15 protein-coding genes are annotated in these 17,765 nt (G+C 39.1%); 7 read left to right on the forward strand and 8 right to left on the reverse strand.

Annotation, left to right across the window (positions count from 1 at the left end):
• Positions 1 to 312 precede the first annotated feature (312 nt).
• The 5 genes from ABJK37_RS23420 to ABJK37_RS23440 are packed head-to-tail and all read right to left on the reverse strand — an operon-like array spanning position 313 to position 4,648.
• Complete coding sequence (locus ABJK37_RS23420; RefSeq protein ID WP_348358859.1) at positions 313 to 861, reverse strand: DUF3833 domain-containing protein; 549 nt, start codon at positions 859 to 861, stop codon at positions 313 to 315.
• Positions 858 to 1,385: a chalcone isomerase family protein gene (locus tag ABJK37_RS23425; RefSeq protein ID WP_348358861.1), complete on the reverse strand. Its 528-nt coding sequence runs from the start codon at positions 1,383 to 1,385 to the stop codon at positions 858 to 860. Before ABJK37_RS23425 ends, ABJK37_RS23420 begins: the two co-directional genes overlap by 4 nt.
• Positions 1,386 to 1,398: 13 nt before the next feature.
• Complete coding sequence (locus ABJK37_RS23430) at positions 1,399 to 2,652, reverse strand: cyclopropane-fatty-acyl-phospholipid synthase family protein (RefSeq protein WP_348358863.1); 1,254 nt, start codon at positions 2,650 to 2,652, stop codon at positions 1,399 to 1,401.
• A gap of 2 nt (positions 2,653 to 2,654) precedes the next feature.
• The gene (locus ABJK37_RS23435; protein WP_348358865.1) at positions 2,655 to 3,383 is read right to left on the reverse strand and encodes a DUF1365 domain-containing protein; all 729 of its coding nucleotides are present in this window, start codon (positions 3,381 to 3,383) and stop codon (positions 2,655 to 2,657) included.
• Positions 3,383 to 4,648 carry an FAD-dependent oxidoreductase gene (locus tag ABJK37_RS23440; protein ID WP_348358867.1) on the reverse strand — a complete coding sequence of 422 codons (1,266 nt, stop codon included), beginning with the start codon at positions 4,646 to 4,648 and terminating at the stop codon, positions 3,383 to 3,385. The genes ABJK37_RS23435 and ABJK37_RS23440 overlap by 1 nt, the downstream gene beginning before the upstream one ends.
• A gap of 193 nt (positions 4,649 to 4,841) precedes the next feature.
• On the opposite strand from ABJK37_RS23440, the gene ABJK37_RS23445 reads away from it, so the two are divergent.
• The 3 genes from ABJK37_RS23445 to ABJK37_RS23455 are packed head-to-tail and all read left to right on the forward strand — an operon-like array spanning position 4,842 to position 6,759.
• Complete coding sequence (locus ABJK37_RS23445; protein WP_348358869.1) at positions 4,842 to 5,420, forward strand: LON peptidase substrate-binding domain-containing protein; 579 nt, start codon at positions 4,842 to 4,844, stop codon at positions 5,418 to 5,420.
• 60 nt (positions 5,421 to 5,480) lie between these two features.
• Complete coding sequence (locus ABJK37_RS23450; protein ID WP_348358871.1) at positions 5,481 to 6,095, forward strand: sigma-70 family RNA polymerase sigma factor; 615 nt, start codon at positions 5,481 to 5,483, stop codon at positions 6,093 to 6,095.
• Positions 6,088 to 6,759 (forward strand): ChrR family anti-sigma-E factor, encoded by a 672-nt coding sequence (locus ABJK37_RS23455; protein ID WP_348358873.1) that lies wholly within the window; start codon positions 6,088 to 6,090, stop codon positions 6,757 to 6,759. Before ABJK37_RS23450 ends, ABJK37_RS23455 begins: the two co-directional genes overlap by 8 nt.
• Before the next feature lie 51 nt (positions 6,760 to 6,810).
• Here ABJK37_RS23455 and ABJK37_RS23460 read toward each other — a convergent pair whose 3' ends face one another.
• Positions 6,811 to 7,584 (reverse strand): outer membrane protein assembly factor BamD, encoded by a 774-nt coding sequence (locus ABJK37_RS23460; protein ID WP_348358875.1) that lies wholly within the window; start codon positions 7,582 to 7,584, stop codon positions 6,811 to 6,813.
• 172 nt (positions 7,585 to 7,756) lie between these two features.
• Between ABJK37_RS23460 and rluD the strand changes: the two genes are divergently transcribed.
• The 3 genes from rluD to clpB all read left to right on the forward strand — a co-directional run bounded on the left by rluD (position 7,757) and on the right by clpB (position 12,282).
• Entirely contained in the window at positions 7,757 to 8,740 is a 984-nt protein-coding gene (gene rluD, locus ABJK37_RS23465; protein ID WP_348358877.1) for a 23S rRNA pseudouridine(1911/1915/1917) synthase RluD, read from the forward strand.
• A 2-nt stretch (positions 8,741 to 8,742) separates the two neighbouring features.
• The gene (gene pgeF / locus ABJK37_RS23470; protein WP_348358879.1) at positions 8,743 to 9,510 is read left to right on the forward strand and encodes a peptidoglycan editing factor PgeF; all 768 of its coding nucleotides are present in this window, start codon (positions 8,743 to 8,745) and stop codon (positions 9,508 to 9,510) included.
• 201 nt (positions 9,511 to 9,711) lie between these two features.
• Positions 9,712 to 12,282: an ATP-dependent chaperone ClpB gene (gene clpB, locus ABJK37_RS23475; protein WP_348358881.1), complete on the forward strand. Its 2,571-nt coding sequence runs from the start codon at positions 9,712 to 9,714 to the stop codon at positions 12,280 to 12,282.
• A gap of 94 nt (positions 12,283 to 12,376) precedes the next feature.
• Here the strand turns inward: clpB and ABJK37_RS23480 are convergent, their stop codons facing one another.
• Both ABJK37_RS23480 and xdp1 read right to left on the reverse strand, forming a co-directional pair.
• Complete coding sequence (locus ABJK37_RS23480) at positions 12,377 to 15,184, reverse strand: tetratricopeptide repeat protein (protein WP_348358883.1); 2,808 nt, start codon at positions 15,182 to 15,184, stop codon at positions 12,377 to 12,379.
• Between the two features lie 151 nt (positions 15,185 to 15,335).
• Positions 15,336 to 16,145, reverse strand: a complete 810-nt coding sequence (xdp1, locus tag ABJK37_RS23485; protein WP_348358885.1) for an exosortase-dependent surface protein XDP1 — start codon at positions 16,143 to 16,145, stop codon at positions 15,336 to 15,338.
• A 444-nt stretch (positions 16,146 to 16,589) separates the two neighbouring features.
• Between xdp1 and pssA the strand changes: the two genes are divergently transcribed.
• On the forward strand, positions 16,590 to 17,384 hold the full coding sequence (gene pssA, locus ABJK37_RS23490; RefSeq protein ID WP_348358887.1) for a CDP-diacylglycerol--serine O-phosphatidyltransferase: 795 nt from the start codon (positions 16,590 to 16,592) through the stop codon (positions 17,382 to 17,384).
• Positions 17,385 to 17,765: the final 381 nt, after the last annotated feature.

A 17,765-nucleotide genomic window follows, 5' to 3' on the forward strand; every position in this document is an offset into this window, starting at 1 on the left:
CAGAGAATAAAGAGATAGTAGCGATAGCGATAGAAGTTTTAACTATTTTCAACATGGTTAAGTTCCTCGAGTGTAGTTTGTTATGCAGCTGTTGCTGCGTGTCGATGGATTCATTAAAAACCATTTGAATGGATTAAAAAATCTGTGAGGTGATACTTAGGTATGTCGATTCATAACTTAAGTGAATGCTAACTTTTAGCGTTATTGTTTGTGAGTTTACTGCGTACCTAGTTGTCTTAGGCCTCCTTCTTTTACGAAAAATCTCAAAGGCCGCAAAAGTGTTAACACAAAATTATTCAGGAAACTTCGTAGTCAATTACATTTTCTGACAGGTGCAGTTTTATCGAAAAAAATTGAAACTTCGGCAACAGTGATACCGAATTTTTTCATGTAAGAGCGGTTCATCATCCTTTTGTCGTTCAACAAATACATCCAGTCGTCGACAAACAGGTCATACTCAGTATCACCCACAGGCACTCGCAACGTATATTGCCAATTAAATGCCGTTCCTTTTGACTTGCCGCTAGCTTGTCCTATAACGTCTGCTGCGCCGCCCGTAACATTACCATCAGTCGATATATTTAAATCCCAAATACGAATTTGTTGCTCTCCGTCGTTATAATAGAAGGTTTCGTGTAATTGTCCTTTATCACCCTGCCACGTTCCTATAATGTCCACACAAAAACGCCTTGTTAGTTTAGTCGAGTAATCTTGCACTATTCCCCAAGCCGTCACGTTTCCATTAAAATAACTTGGTAAATCGAATTTGGGAGTGGTGTTTTCATAATCATCTAGCGAGGTGCTGCACGACAACAGAAACGGAGAAATTATTATCAAGAGCCAACATTTGTATGAAATCATTTGTTTAATCCTAAAAGTTGTCTGCGTACTTTCGGATAGCTACAGTTTTGGTCTAACCAAATGCGTAAGAAGCTTGGTCCGAAATTTTCGTCTCTAATTTTACCTATGCTTTTACCGTTAAAATAAAACTCACTGTGTCGGTTTTCACCGACATCCAATAAAAGGGTGTCACCTTTTTTGATATCGGGAAATATCTCTGCCAACAAAGGGATCCACACTTCAAATGAAGCGGGTTCGATGCCCAATTTTTGCCATTCTTGTTGGGTTGTTGCCACTAGATCTTCTGCATCGATATCTCTTAAGTAATTGATTTTTAGTGCCTGTGGAAACTGACCGGCTTGGTAAATTCCTGTTTGGTTAAATAGGCTCGAGTCGTAAACATCCCAGAACAACACTTTCAATTTGGCTTCACCTACTATTTTTAACTCTGAAAGAGGATCCGCCATAGTTGCTCCAGAAATGAGTAGCGTCAATACCAAGCTAGACAGCCGCACTAGGTTGGTTTTAGGAGTTGCAAAACGCATGGTTTTCGAAAACCTAACGACTAATGTTTTGTGAAAAAGCGGGTTTGCTGATGACTAATTGCACAGTACTAATAGTGCGTTCTAAGAAGCCCCCCTCACAGTAGCTAAAGTAATAACGCCACATATTCATAAATCGCTCGTCATAACCGTCTTTTTCTAGAGGCTCTTTGTTTTCGAGAAGTCTGTGATGCCAATCTTTTAACGTACGCGCGTAATCTAATCCGATGTCATGAAGATCACGGATCATCATGTCTGTATGTTTTCTCAGGTGTTGGTTAATTAACAGTTGTGAGGGTAAAAAGCCTCCAGGAAAAATATGCTTTTGAATGAAGTCTACACTTTTGCTGTAACTGTCGAATCGTTGATCACTAATCGTTATTGCCTGTAGCATCATTAAACCTTGTTCTTTTAATAAGCTCGAACATTTTTTAAAGAAGTTTGGCAAGAACTCTTTTCCTACTGCCTCAATCATTTCAATTGAAACTAGCTTGTCATATTTGCCTTCGAGTAATCGATAATCTTTTTTCAACAGCGTAATTTTGTGTTGCAGTCCTTCTCTATCTATCAATTGTTGAGTGTACTGATGTTGTTCCTCTGAGATTGTTGTGGTGGTGACTTTACAGCCATAATGTTTTGCAGCAAATACCGCTAAGCCACCCCAACCCGTGCCTATTTCAAGTAAATGATCACTTGGCGTTAACTGCAATTTTTCACAAATTGTTTTTAATTTAGTGTTTTGAGCTTGCGCTAACGTTGCTTCAGGTGACGGGTATATGGCCGCGGAGTACATCATACTGTCATCAAGAAATCGTGTGTATAGTTTGTTGCCTAGGTCATAGTGTGCCGCGATATTTTTCTTAGAACCTGATGTCGAGTTTTTATTCGCTATATGACCAATTTTACGAAGTGGATATGCTAACCACTGCATTTTTGCTTCCCAACTATCGAGCAAAGGTAAATTGCGGGCGAATATACGAATAACGTTGGTTAAATTTGGAGTAGTCCATAAGCCTTCTGAAAACGTTTCACCAGACGCTATGCTGCCTCCGAACAACAAGCTTTGGTAAACGCTAAGACACTGAAAGTCGATTTCAGCGTGCAAGTCAGAGTCTTTTTTGCCAAAGGTGTCTACCAGCACACCGCGTTCCTTTATCACTACCTGCCCTTGTGGAAGGCTAGAAAATACTTTCAACATAATTGAACGGCATAATCTATGTTGCCAAGATGCGCTAGAAGACTCTATTAGTGCTTGTTCTACGTTTGCCATAGTTATTTTTTACCTTGTTCTGGGTGTGGATAAAACGGCACACCTTTAATAAAAAGTTTAAGCGCTTGCCAATAAATGCCGAACACGGTTTTTATGGTCATGCTTGGAATACTCAGTAATACGTTGAAAAGGCTTCTAGAGTTCAGTTCTATCCGTGACAAATTTAAGCTAGCGACAAAATGTTTCACTTCTTTGTGGCACGATAGCGTTAATTGAAGCGATTTTTGTGGCTGCGAGACCTTCCACCTGTATTGCATATCCATTGGGTTGAAGGGAGAAACATGGAAGACTTTATCGCACTCTTCTTGGGTAGATAAATCCACCAAATAACAATGCCTATCATTCCAAGGTGTATTACTCACTTCGGCTAATAAATGACTAAACTCGCCATCTTGTTGTTGCAAGTAATAAAAATTCACTGGGCTAAAGTACATTCCAAAGGTACGAGTTTGCCCGAGTAAAAAAACACTACCCTCTAGTTTTTGTTGCGCCAACTCCGACATTTTTTCCAATACTGATTGTTTCAATGGTCTTTGCGGGTCACCTAAATAATCACTGCGTTTAAACCTTAGCGGTGCCCATGACTTACATGAAAACCCCTTTATCTCGGATTCAACTTGCTCAATTTCGTCGAGGTTAAGCCAGATTAAAAATATCTGGTAATTGAAAGAATGTTTCTTGGGCACAAATCGACTGTGATAAACACTGCCTTTATATAACGCACTTTCCACTAGAGTTGCTCGCCAAACAAAGCACACACATCTAAAGCACTTCGTACTCCATCTTCGTGAAAACCGTTGTACCAATAGGCGCCGCAAAAATGCATGCCTTGTGTCCCCGAAATTTCAGCCCTCCTAGATTGCGCTTCAACCGTTTGATTAGTGTATTGGGGATGAGCGTACTGGTAGGTCCCCAACACGCTATCTGGGGCGATATCTTCAGCATTATTTAATGTGACACAAAAAGTAGTTTCCGACTGGATATTTTGCAGAATATTCATGTTGTAGGTTAGTACTGCAGGCGCTTGAGACTCACCTTCATAACCTTTAATTAAATAATTCCAACTGGCCCATGCTAGTTTTCGAGTGGGCAGTACTCTGTCATCGGTGTGCAGAATCACCTCGTTTTTTGCATAGAGTATATTTCCTAAAATTTCTTTATGTGTAGTACTTGGTGAAGCAAGAATAGCGAGGGCTTGATCGCTATGACAAGCGAAAATAACTTCATCAAATTCTGATTCAGAGTTGTCTTGCAAGACGACTAATTTTTTATTTCCGTTGTCGATTACTGACTTGACTGGGCAATTAAGTTTAATGCTATCTTCGTAACCGGCTATTAAAGGTTGGATATATTCTCTAGAGCCTCCTACTATGGAGTGCCATTGAGGCCTGTGTGTAATATTAAGTAAACCATGATTGTTGAAAAAGCGTAGGAAAAAAGTGAAAGGAAAAGCCTTAATATTTTCTAAGCTGGTTGACCATATGGCGGCGCACATAGGTAATATGTAGTTGTAGACAAAATCGTCACTAAAGTTATGTTGGGTAAGAAACTCTTGTAGAGTTTGCTGACCACAATCGGCTTTTTCTAATGCTTGTTGTTTGCATATCTTATTGAATTTTAGGATGTCTCTGACAATTCTCCAAAACTTAGGTCTGAGTAAGTTTCTTCTTTGGGCAAACAAACTGTTAAGTGTGTTGCCGTTGTATTCAAGGTTTTCGGACAGATTTTTGACGCTAAAACTCATTTCGGTGGCTTGGGATTGAACTCCAATTTTGTTCATCAGTTTAATGAAATTTGGGTAGGTCCAATCGTTAAAAACGATAAAACCGGTGTCTATAGCGTAAACTTCCCCATTGACTTCAACATCCTTAGTCGCGGTATGTCCTCCAATATAGTTATTGGCTTCAAAAATGGTTAAGTCATGGTGTTTATGAAGCAGATGGCCACAGGTTAAACCTGAAATCCCTGTTCCTATAATTGCGATTTTTTTACTCATAGTTACCTTGTCTTTTAAACTGCATATGGCCACGTCAATAGGTAGTGTCATGATGACTTATAAATTGTTTGAGATTGATACCTAATTGAGTCGTTAACAGATCACAAAGAAAGCTGCATCTCACCATTATTTTAGATCTAAATTTGAGAAATGGGCGTAAAGACGTTTATGTTTACTTGGATACAGTTTTTATATGCACTCGTCTTTCTCACTCCCTTTATTTCCATTGTCGGCCCATGTATTGCCTGGTGGAAGGCTATCCCTAAGAATATTCGAACCTAGGTATGTGCGTTTGATCAAGGAGGCATGTAAAGATGACAGGGGATTCGGGATCTGTATGCTGAATTCTCAAGGAGACAAAAGTAAAAATGAGCACATTTATCCCATAGGGACTTATGTTCAGATCATCGATTTTAATGTTTTGCGCGACGGAATGTTAGGTATAACGGTCGAAGGTAAGCAGTGTTTTTCCATTACTAGTGCCACTACTGACGATGACGGCTTGCGCATCGGCGAGTGTCAGTGGTTAGATATTTGGCAAGACCAACCCAAAAGTCATGATATTTCATTTATTGGGAACAAGTTAAAAGAAATTTTTGATAAGTATCCAGAACAGAGTCTTCTATATGAGACCCTTCAATTTAATGATCTAAATTGGGTGATATATCGTTGGTTAGAACTATTGCCTGTCAATGCCGAGCAAAAGCAACAATTTTTACGACAAAAAGACAGTGTTAAGACACTCGATTTTCTGACACAATTAGTAGAGTGATCCTTTAATCAATACAACAAGTATCTATTAGTCATATCAATAAATTGATGGTGAAAGTAGATGCTAGTTGGAATAACGCTGGAATCAAAACAAATTAGTTCCGTAAAGCCAATCGAATGTGCCGATGAAATGTCAGATTATCTAAGGCTTGTTGCAACGCAACGTTGCAGGCATTCGTTTGCCAAAGTTTTTAGTTATTTCGCTCCCCGTCTCCGATCCTATGCCCTCAAGCAAATGGGAAATGAGGCCCTTGCCATGGAGATGGTGCAGGACACTATGTCTAATGTATGGCAAAAGTCTCACCTTTTTAATGTTGACAAAGGCTCACCTTCGACATGGATTTTTACCATAGCGAGAAACATTCGGTTTGATATGCTTAGAAAACAGCGCAACCGAAAAGAAGATTTGTGCTCGGATGACTTGTGGCCAGTTCTATGTGAGCAGACTGCTGACGTAAACGAAGTGTCTTTGGATCATCAAGTTTCTATGGATGAGATTGAAACAATGTTTCAGTCGTTACCTGAAAAACAAAAGTTAGTAATAGAAGCGATATATATAGATGGTAAGTCTCAGCAGGAAGTGGCTGATGAACTCGATATTCCACTGGGCACAGTGAAATCTAGAGCCAGATTAGGATTACAGCGATTGAAAGAGATGGTAAAAAACGATGATTAGTTTTCACCCTAATTTTGCTGATTTGCAAAGGTTTTCGGCCGGTAATTGCGATACCGCAATGGCATTAATGATTTCTGCACATGTGGACATGTGTCCACAATGCCAGCAGGATTGTTTGGAAATTCAAGCTGAACTAGCCAAAGAGTTGTTTTCTCCGCAAACAGCGATTGAACCTTTGGATAGTCAATATCTTGATATGGTCACTAAAATTACAGAACTACCGATTGCCGATAACGTAGAATCAATAGCAAATAACACTTCCATTGAACTTGATGGTAAGTTTTTCGAATTACCGAGAGCGTTACGCAAATATGCTAAAAATACTGGGAATTGGTCTCGTTTAGTTGGTAAGTTATGGCAGGCACCTGTCGACTTGGGTGATATTGGTAAAGCTAATTTTATTTATATGGAAAAGGGCGGACGTGTTCCCGAACATACTCATAAAGGCACTGAGATGACTTTAGTTATCGACGGTCAATATGGCGATGGTATTGCAGAGTATGACTGCGGTGACTTTACTTTGATGAGTAGTCGCCATAAACATTTACCTCACTCAGAGGCTGATGATGGCTGCTTGGTTTTTACTATAGTTGACCAACCATTACACTTTACTGCGGGAATCGCTCGATTGTTGAACCCGTTTAGCCATTTATTTTTTAAATAATCATTGGTCAATAAAAAAACGCGCTAAAAGCGCGTTTTTTTATTTAAACTATTAACTTATAAAACTGCTATCTGGATAGTTGAGTTTAAGTGTTTTCATCGCGTTACTTTTTAAATCATCTAGATTAAGTTGGTCATAACACTCTACCATGATTTCAAGGGCTTCTTGCACATGACTTGTGTCTGGATAATGCTCAATCACAAATCTGCCTCGATTAGCCGCAGCCACGTAAGCGTCTCGGCGCATGTAATAGCGCGCAATGCTAATCTCATATTTTGCTAATCGACTTTTGATATGTAACATGCGTTTTTGTGCATCTGCTGCATATTTACTGTTTGGGAATTTTTCAATTAAACGCCTAAAATCGTTAAATGCTTGACGGGAGTTACTAGGATCACGATCTGACCTGTCGATCCCTACAAGTTCTTGAAATAAATTACTGTCCACTTCCATATTCGTAAGACCACGCATGTATAAAGCATAATCAACATCTGAATGATTAGGATTGAGACGAGTGAAACGGTCAATCGTCGCTAGGGCTTCACTTGTTTTACCCGTTTTATAATAGCCGTAAATAAGGTCCAATTGGACTTGGTTTGACAATGGTCCAAAGGGGAAACGCGAATCTAGGGCACTCAGTGCTTCTGTTGCAACATTAAAGTTACCGAGACGCATTTTTTCTTTGGCATCATCATAAAGACTTTGTGCACTTTTATTGCGTAGTACTAGGTCGACATCTTCGTCTTCTGGAACCGATGAACATCCAGCCATTACTACTAAAGCACTGCTAAATATAATATTTCTAAGGTTGATTTTACTGATCATATTGCTCTTATTTACTCTCATTTCTATTTCGATCGTTCATGCATGATTCATTAGGGCTAAAAATCCGTTAGAATAGTGTTTTACCAAATCGATAACTGCAGCGCATTCTACCCTAGCAAATTGGGCTATGCACATATAAATCGTTACGAAACACTTTCAGGATGTTTAATGCATGTCTACCGCACATGAAAAAATTCAATTACAGGCAATTGTGCCCGAAAACTTACTTGGCAAACGATTAGATCAAGCTTTGGCCGAAATGTTCCCTGATTATTCAAGATCTCGCTTAAAAGAATGGATTTTGGCTGATTATGTCAAAGTAGATGGACAAATACTCAACAAACCTAGAGAAAAGTTGATAGGTGAAGAGCTTATTGAGATTAATGCTCAAGTTGAAGTGCAAGTTCAACATAAGGGCCAAGACATTGACTTAAATATTGTGTTTGAAGATGAACATATATTAGTTATTAACAAACCTATGAATTTAGTCGTGCATCCTGGGGCAGGTAACAGTGACGGTACGGTTTTGAATGCTTTGCTTAATCATGCTCCTGAAATTGCTAACGTGCCACGAGCTGGAATCGTGCACCGACTTGATAAAGATACGACCGGCTTAATGGTAGTAGCAAAAACTATTCCTGCACAAACCCATTTAGTAGAACAACTACAGGCGAGAGAAATAAGCCGCGAATATGAGGCTGTTGTTGTAGGCACTATGGTTGCCGGTGGTACTGTTGATGAACCAATTGGCCGTCATCCAACCAAACGCACCAATATGGCAGTGCGAGAATCAGGTAAGCCAGCTATGACCCATTATCGGGTTAAGGAAAAATTTCGAGCGCATACCTATATAAGATTAAAACTAGAATCTGGACGTACACACCAGATCCGCGTGCATATGTCACATCTGCGTTATCCTCTAGTGGGGGATCAGGCATACGGAGGGCGTCCCAAACCACCTAAAGCCTGTAACGAAAAGATGGTCAACATGTTAAGAACGTTCCGCCGCCAAGCGCTGCATGCAATACAGCTTGAATTAACTCACCCTGTAACAGGAGAATGGTTAAGTTGGCAGGCGCCCCTGCCGAAAGATTTTACTGAACTGCTTGAAATATTAAGAGAAGACAAAGCTGAACACGGCAGCGGAGAAGTGTAAGTTTGCCACAGCAGGAATATATTCAACCAGATTGGCCAGCGCCTAAAAATGTAAGAGCATTTACTAGTTGTAGAGGAGGTGGCTTTAGCTTGCCACCTTACGATTCGTTTAATCTTGCACAACATGTCGGTGATGACCAAAATTTAGTTAAGAAAAACCGTCAACTATTACCTAATTATCAAAACTTTATCTGGTTAAATCAAACTCACAGCAATATCTGTATTGACTTAGATGTGAGTGGTAATGTTGCCGATACTGTGCTTCAAGCCGATGCCTGTTTTTCTATTAGGAAAAATCAGGTGTGTGCTGTTATGACTGCAGATTGTTTACCCGTTTTGTTTTGCGATAAGCAAGGAACCTGTGTTGCGGCCGTTCATGCTGGTTGGCGCGGATTAGCTGATGGTGTGATAGAAAATACGGTTTCTGAAATGCCGGTTAATTCAAAGTCATTAATAGCATGGATGGGGCCAGCCATTAGCCAACAATACTTCGAAGTTGGAAAGGAGATAAAAGAAACGTTTATTGATTTCCCTCAAGCTTTTCGTCACAACAATCAATCTACTGATGAAAAGTATTTTGCTGACCTATATGCCATCGCAAAACAAAAAATGTTGGCTCTGGGAATAACACAAATTTTCGGTGGTGAATATTGTACTTATCAACAGGCTGACTTGTTTTTTTCTCACCGCAGGATCACCCATCAGGCCTCAAATGGGGAAACGTCAATTGCAACGACAGGTAGGATTGTAAGCGCCATTTATCTCACTTAATATTTCTTGCTTAAACTTGATCTTCATCAGTAAATTCTTTTACTTTTCATATACTAATAGTCTAAATGTGAATCTACATATTTAACTTAACTGAGTTGTAATTTTGTCGACTATATCAAAAGTGACTTTGTTCAGTTGACTTGATTAGTATGTAAATTGTACCCATAACTAAGTTATGCAAAATTCTAGTGGAGAAATTTTATGCGCTTAGAAAGTTTTACAAGTAAATTTCAAACAGCCTTGTCTGAGGCTCAATCTTTGGCCTTAGGTCGTGACCATCAATATATAGAACCTGTACATTTGATGACCGCCTTGCTAAATCAACAAGGTGGCTCGGTTCGACCTTTGTTAGATCAAGCTAATATCAACGTTAATAATCTGCGCTCCGCTTTGTCAAACGCTGTGGATAAGTTACCGCGTGTTGACGGTACTGGTGGAGATGTACAACTAGGGAAAAATAGTGTCGTATTGCTTAATTTAAGCGACAAAATTGCACAAAAGCGCAAAGATGAATACATCACCTCAGAAGTGTTTGTACTTGCCGCATTGCAAGATAAAGGCAGTTTAGGTGAGTTGCTCAAGCACTCTGGTGCGAACCAAGACAATATTGAACAAGCTATCGAAAAAATGCGTGGTGGTCAAAAGGTCACGGATCCAAATGCTGAGGACGTTCGTCAAGCATTAGATAAGTTTACAACTGACTTAACAGAGCGAGCTGAACAAGGAAAGCTAGATCCCGTAATCGGGAGAGATGATGAAATCCGTCGTACCATTCAAGTATTGCAGCGCAGAACAAAAAACAATCCAGTATTAATTGGCGAGCCAGGAGTGGGCAAAACAGCTATAGCCGAAGGATTAGCTCAAAGAATTATAAACGGTGAAGTACCAGAGGGATTAAAAAATAAACGGGTATTGTCACTGGATATGGGAGCTTTAATCGCAGGGGCAAAATTCCGCGGGGAGTTTGAAGAACGTCTTAAAGCGGTACTAAATGAACTAAGCAAAGAAGAAGGTCGCGTGATTTTATTCATTGACGAGCTGCATACTATGGTTGGGGCAGGTAAGGGTGACGGAGCAATGGATGCTGGAAATATGCTTAAACCAGCCTTGGCAAGGGGCGAACTGCATTGTGTAGGCGCCACTACTTTGAACGAATATCGTCAGTTTATTGAAAAAGACGCCGCTTTGGAACGCCGTTTTCAAAAAGTACTGGTTGAAGAACCGAGTGTTGAAGATACGATAGCAATACTTCGTGGTTTAAAAGAGCGCTACGAACTTCATCACTCAGTAGAGATAACTGATCCGGCAATTGTTGCTGCGGCATCTCTGTCTCACAGATATATTAGTGATCGGCAACTACCCGATAAAGCCATTGATCTGATAGATGAATCAGCTTCTAGTATTCGACTACAAATGGACTCCAAACCCGAAGACATGGACAAACTCGAGCGTCGAATTATCCAACTAAAGCTAGAAGAACAGGCATTAGCTAAAGAAAAGGATGACGCTAGTCATAAACGCTTAGAAGTGATAGAGCTAGAACGCGAGCAAGCGGAACACAAGTTTTCTGATTTCGAGAAAGTGTGGATATCTGAAAAACAAGCCATGCAAGGTACACAAAATATCCGCTCTGAGCTTGAGCAAGCGAAGCTAGATCTAGAAATAGCTCGGCGCGCTTCTGATTTAAGCCGTATGTCGGAATTACAATACGGGCGTATCCCAGAACTTGAAGCAAAACTAGAACTGGCTACTGAGTCAGAAAATGTCGAAACTACCCTGTTAAAAAATAAGGTAACAGAAAACGAAATTGCTGATGTGCTGTCGCGATGGACCGGGATCCCCGTCTCTAAAATGCTGGAAGGTGAAAAAGCCAAGTTACTTTCTATGGAAACGGCATTGCATAAACGAGTGGTAGGTCAGGGAGAAGCGGTTACGGCAGTTGCCAATGCTATCCGCCGTTCTAGAGCAGGGTTATCAGATCCGAATCGTCCAATTGGTTCGTTTTTGTTTTTAGGACCAACTGGTGTAGGTAAAACAGAACTTTGTAAAACCTTGGCGAACTTCCTATTCGATACCGAAGACGCCTTAATCAGAATTGATATGTCTGAATTCATGGAAAAGCATTCTGTAGCAAGAATGGTAGGTGCCCCTCCAGGATATGTGGGGTATGAAGAAGGTGGATATCTAACTGAAGCGGTAAGACGTAAACCGTATTCGGTAATATTGCTTGATGAAGTGGAAAAAGCGCATCCTGATGTTTTTAATATCTTATTGCAAGTATTAGATGATGGCAGGTTAACGGATGGTCAAGGACGGACTGTTGATTTTAAGAATACCGTTATCATCATGACCTCGAACTTAGGCTCGGATATTATTCAAGAGGTTAGTGGAGAAAGTAACTACCAGCAAATGAAAGACTTGGTAATGGGGGTGGTCGGTGAACACTTTAGACCAGAATTTCTCAATAGAGTTGACGACTTAGTTGTATTCCATCCTCTTGGTAAAGAGCAGATTACAGCAATAGCCAAGATTCAACTGAGGTCACTTAGAGAACGATTAGCGGAAAAAGGCTACAAATTGGAGATGAGTCTTGCTGCCCTAGACAAAATTGCAGATGCTGGATTTGACCCTGTTTACGGAGCTAGGCCTTTAAAACGCGCGATTCAGGTAGAAATTGAAAATCCGTTGGCGCAAAAATTACTATCTGGAGATTTGAGTTCAGATGCGGTGATTAGCATTGATGTTGATGGAGATGTTTTTACGATTCGCTAAGAATGAAATCAAGTTCATGTCAAGGCGACTATCGAAGCCTTGCCATGAACTTATTGATTTTTATTGATAATATTTGTTTGGCCTCGAACTTAGTTTATAGAGTTAGTAGTAAAGATTCAGCCTGTTCTCTTTCTTCGAAGTTTTGCTTAGAAGCTAAAGCTAACGCTAACTCAGATTTAGCCTCTTGAATTCTGCCAAGTTTATTCAATGTATAACCTAGATGATAACGAATAGTTGGGCTATCTGAATTTAAAGTGAAGGCCTGCCTCAGTATATTTAAGCCTTGTTGGGGATTATTATTTTGGGTGTGTAACCACCCTAAAGTATCAAGTATTGATGAGGAATTTGGAGTTAATTTGGCTGACTCTTGGGCATAAGATAATGCTCTTTCAATATCGATATTACTGAGAATATTCGCGAGATTGTTAAAAACACTTGACTTATTTGGTAGGTTTTCTACAAGAATTAATTTTTCGTAATGTTTGCTAGCTTCCGACATATTACCCGTCAAGAACAGTAAATCAGCATATAAATGACGGACAAAGCTCGCATCTGGATTGCTTTCAATACGATTACTAAAAATTTCAACAATATCATCGCGGTGTATGTTTTGGCTAGCTAGTTTATAGAGTTCTATTAAAACTGCCGTATAGTTGGGGGCAAGTGTATAAGCTCTTTGATAGTACTGGTAAGCGCGCTCTAAATTCCCTGTTTCCCTATAAAAATTCCCATGGATTAAATGAACGTTTGAATTATTTGGAGTAGATTTTTGCATTTTCAATATGAGCGGTTCAACTTGCGCATACGCCTTTTGGTTCAACAGAAAATTGCTGTATTCGAGTTGAATTATTAGTAAGTCCGGAGCCAACTTAAGCGCGTTTTTGAGGCTAGATTCAGCTCCTTCAATATCCTTTATTGCTAATTGCAAGTGACTTAGTTGAACCAATTTTTCGGGCTGTTTTTCCCACTGGAAAAACAGCAAGTCGAGTTCACGTTTGGCTTTCAGTGGTTGCTCTAAACTGAGGTATACTTTTGCTTTCTCGTAAATATATTTGGGCTCAGATGGACGAATTTTAAGTAATTGATTAAGTTCGCTGATGGCTAAATTGAAGCTTTCTTGCTGCTTGTAAATACTTATTAGTAGTTCACGTGGAGATGTGTTCGTAGGATTGATTGTTTTTGCTGCTATTAATTGATCTGCAGCATCATTCAGTTGATTTTGTTTAATGAGTATCTGACCGCGAAGAAGTAACCCTGCAAAATTTGCCTTGTCCATTTCGATAACTTTTTGAATGCTGGCACTTGCACCTTGAAGGTCACCCAAAGAAAATTGAATGCGGCTCTGATGAATAAGTCCAGCCAAGTTATCTTTATCTTGTTCAAACACTGTTTTTAATAGCGCCTTGGCGGCCTCAAAATCATTTAGTCGAATGGATAAATCAATATTTAGCAATAAGTAATCCAACTTCCTCGGTGAAATTTTAAGTAGCCTTTGTGCATCGATTAACGATTCTTTATATTTTCCTAAACTAGCGAGGAGACTGGCTCTAAATAACGTAGTGTCGACATTCTTATTTTCTGCAAGTGTTGTTTGCAAAATATCTAATGCCTTTTGTGGATGATTTCGCCTATTGAGAGTTTTCGCTTCAAGTAGCAATACTTCTTGCGAATCGTCACCATGGCGCTGTTTTAGTTGTTGAACTAATGAGTCGCATTTAAATGTTTTATTTTTAGATAAGTATAGATCACAAGACAATGACGCAATTTGAATATTATCTAGAATTAGTGCTTCATAACGCTCTAATAATTGTGTGGCTGCTTTGCTATCGTTAGTACGAATATATCCTTCTGCTAACATTGCAATCAATTCGGCTGTGGGTTCTTCATTATCTAAGTAGCGACTTAATTCACGCACTGAGACATCATAATTTTGATTTAGATGGGCAATAATTCCAGCAACAACACTCATTTTAGATAAATACTGGTTGTCTGTTTTGTCATATAGACTTAAAGTTTGACTCAGTTCCGCTAATACCACATCTGCTTCTTCATTCTTTTCAGCCATGGCTAAAAGACGCGCTTTTAATAATTTAGTTTGCAAGCTATTTGGAGTCTGAATTTCGATTTCACTTACAATTTTACTCGCTTTGCTAATTTCACCTTTTTGAGCATAACTATTAGCTAATGCCCGCATAATGGCCGGATCTTTAGGTGATATTTGGTAGGCTGATTCAAAAGCGATGAGTGCTTTGCTATGTTGCCTTTCAGCTTGGTAAATTAATCCGTTTAGTAAGTGACTTTGTGCATTATTAGGTTCATTGAGTAAAGCTTCTGTGATTATCTGTTTTGCTTCGGCAAACCTGTTGTTTAGCATAGCCATCTGAGATAAGCCATTTAAAACCCTGATATCATTGCCAAACTTCTGCTTTGCTTGCATAAACAGGTTTTCAGCGAGAGTGTACTTGTTTTGCTGTATGTAGGCGTTAGCTTTTAATATGAAAAGATCAAGTTGATTAGCAAGGTTTGCGTTGTTTGGTATGTTAAGGTCAATGATTTTATCATATTGCCCATTCATTAAATAAGCATTGGCTAAGGGTATAACCACTAGATTTAGGTCAGCTCCAGCTTGTACTATTTCTTCAAATTCTGTAATCGCAGCTTCTGGGTAGCCATCCAATAAAAATATTCTACCAATTAATAGTTTTGATGGTAAATGACTGGGTGTTTTTTGTAGTGCATTCTTTAAATGTATATAGGACTCTCTGAACTTTTCTTGGTTGAATGACAATAGTGCTTCTTCATAATCTTGCGCAGTGTCCGATAGCACCATAAATGGCAAAAATAATAAGCTAACACATAGAAAACGGATAAGGTGTACAACTGAATTCAATATTGATTTCATCTAGTTTGAATACTCTTGCAATTGGTGGCATATAATTTGTGAAACTAATGTTACGTTATTCAAAATCATTTTTCCTGTCAATTGACAAGCTGTTATCACCTTACAAAAAAAAGCCCACTTTAAATAGTGGGCTTTAGCTATATCTGGACGTTTAAAGTGTTTTTTTACGCCGCCACATCAAAAATAAACCGAATGAAGCAAAGACCGCGATAGTTGACGGCTCAGCTACTTCTGTAACATCAGGATCTGGTGGTATCACTTTCGTTGTTTCAGTTGTAATAGATGCAATCTTAAATTTGTCTGAACGATTGTCATGATTACCTGAATCGCCGAAGATGGAGCTATATGCTCCGATTAACCAGTATTTTGCCTCAACAACCACGTTTGAAATTTCGTTAACTAACGTATAAGGAGCTGTTCCAAGATTGCTAAAGCTTGCTGAGTAGATAGATTGTGACGCAATGTTTGACCAATTGTTCCCCTGTAAGGTTGGCAACGTATTAAACGCAACAATTGAAACATCTGAATCACTACTAAACCAACCAATATCGATACCTGTTAATGCCGTACTTTCCGTAAAAGTAAAAAGCATCATATCGGTATCACCATCTTGGTTGTCAATTACATGCTCTTCTCCGGTCACACTACCACTAGAGGAATCCAAATTGTAATTGAGCAAACCAGAGCCATTAGTAGACGCGTAACCGCGGCCTAACTCACTATCAGATCCACAATTCCAACCACAACCAGTGTCAGACCACGCTTGGATAGTTAATTCAGGCGTACCATCGTTATTACTATCAATGGACAAAAGGTTCCCAAATTTATATCCTGAATTTTCAACATCGTAATTTGAAGAACCTGTTCTGAATTCCCAGGTTGTAATTTCAGCGTAACTTACCGAAGTAGAAGCTACAAATGTTATCAATATCAATATAATAAAATTATTCATTTTAGACATCGTACAATTTCCCACTATTTATTTTCTAGTCTTCATTTTGGTATATGAATACATCGATTAGAATCAATTCACACTAAGCACGTATCGTGCCAATATCTCAACGTGTTGATATTAGTGGATTTAATTTTTTTGTATTATTTTAATTCTTTCAATTGTAAAGAAATTCGACACTCACTTGTGTCCGAGTGTCTAATTTAGCAGCCATTATACATACTTGATGTATTAGTTTAGGTATGGGATTTTTGTATTAGGTATTTTTCATGACTGCTAATCGGCCATAATTTCGGAGCTACATTGATAACATCTTCGATTTTTGGACGCCAATTAAATTCGGTGAGGAGAAAGTGTAATTTTACTAAGGAGCTTTGATAGCTATTTTTCTCCAAAAACGTTATGAATCTTTCTGTCTGTGATATTCTAATCGCAAATAAAAGAGGTACGTAAATGACAGAACAAAAACGAAGAGGTATTTATCTTCTGCCCAACCTATTAACAACAGCCGGACTTTTTTCTGGTTTTTTTGCTATCGTTTCTTCAATGAATGGGCGATTTGAGGCTGCGGCGATAGCTATATTTGTGGCCATGATATTTGATGGTCTAGATGGGCGCGTTGCCAGAATGACCAATACCCAGAGTGAATTTGGTGCGGAGTATGATTCTATGGCTGACATGGTTTCTTTTGGAGTAGCACCAGCTTTAGTGGCTTATAATTGGGGGTTAACTGGTTTAGGAAAAATTGGTTGGCTAGCTGCATTTATTTATGTGGCAGGTGCAGCATTACGTTTAGCGCGTTTTAATACACAAATTGGTATAGCTGATAGCCGGTATTTTCAAGGGTTAGCTAGCCCAGCTGCCGCTGCGTTGGTCGCCGGGTTGATTTGGGTTGGTGTAGAATACGGTATTAATGGTCAAGACTATGGCGTGTTAGTTGCTATTGTTACTGGTTTATCGGGGCTACTGATGGTGAGTAACTTTAAGTATAATTCTTTCAAAGAATTAAATTTACATGGCAAAGTCCCGTTTGTTGCCTTACTCCTTATAATGCTGATCTTTGTTGTGGTGGCAACTGAACCCGCTTTAGTTTTATTTGTGGTGTTTGCTTTATATGCGTTGGCTGGCCCAATTAATACCTTCAGAACAGTCGATAAAGTAAGACTAGAAGATGTTGTAGGTGATGCCGTGGAGGCGGATGATGTTGACTGTCAATCGCAAAAAGACTGTAAAACTGGCGATAAATAGCAATTTATTGTAGTTTTGTCATTTACCCTTTGTTTTAGTTATTTTGAAAGTAATGATGTAGTTAAGTTTCTGAAATAATTAAGTAATATTTTTCCAAGAAAGGCATTCAGTTCGATTGAATGCCTTTTTTATTGCTTGAAAATTCAATTGTCTTCATGTTTATAGCTGTTGTTCCATGGATTTTTAGTGAATGCCCTATTTGTTTGTTTTTTAAGCAAGCAAACATTTATTTTAAATAAGTGCTTGCATGGATATCTGTTATCTCTATAATGCGCCCTCGCTTCAAGGGAGACCACTTAGGACTCTGGCAACGAGTTAGAATTTCTAAGTAGTTGCTAATTAGCCAAGGCTATGTTTGATGCGGGATGCAGCGAGATTTAA

This window comes from Paraglaciecola sp. (assembly GCF_039964565.1).
Classification (GTDB): domain Bacteria; phylum Pseudomonadota; class Gammaproteobacteria; order Enterobacterales; family Alteromonadaceae; genus Paraglaciecola.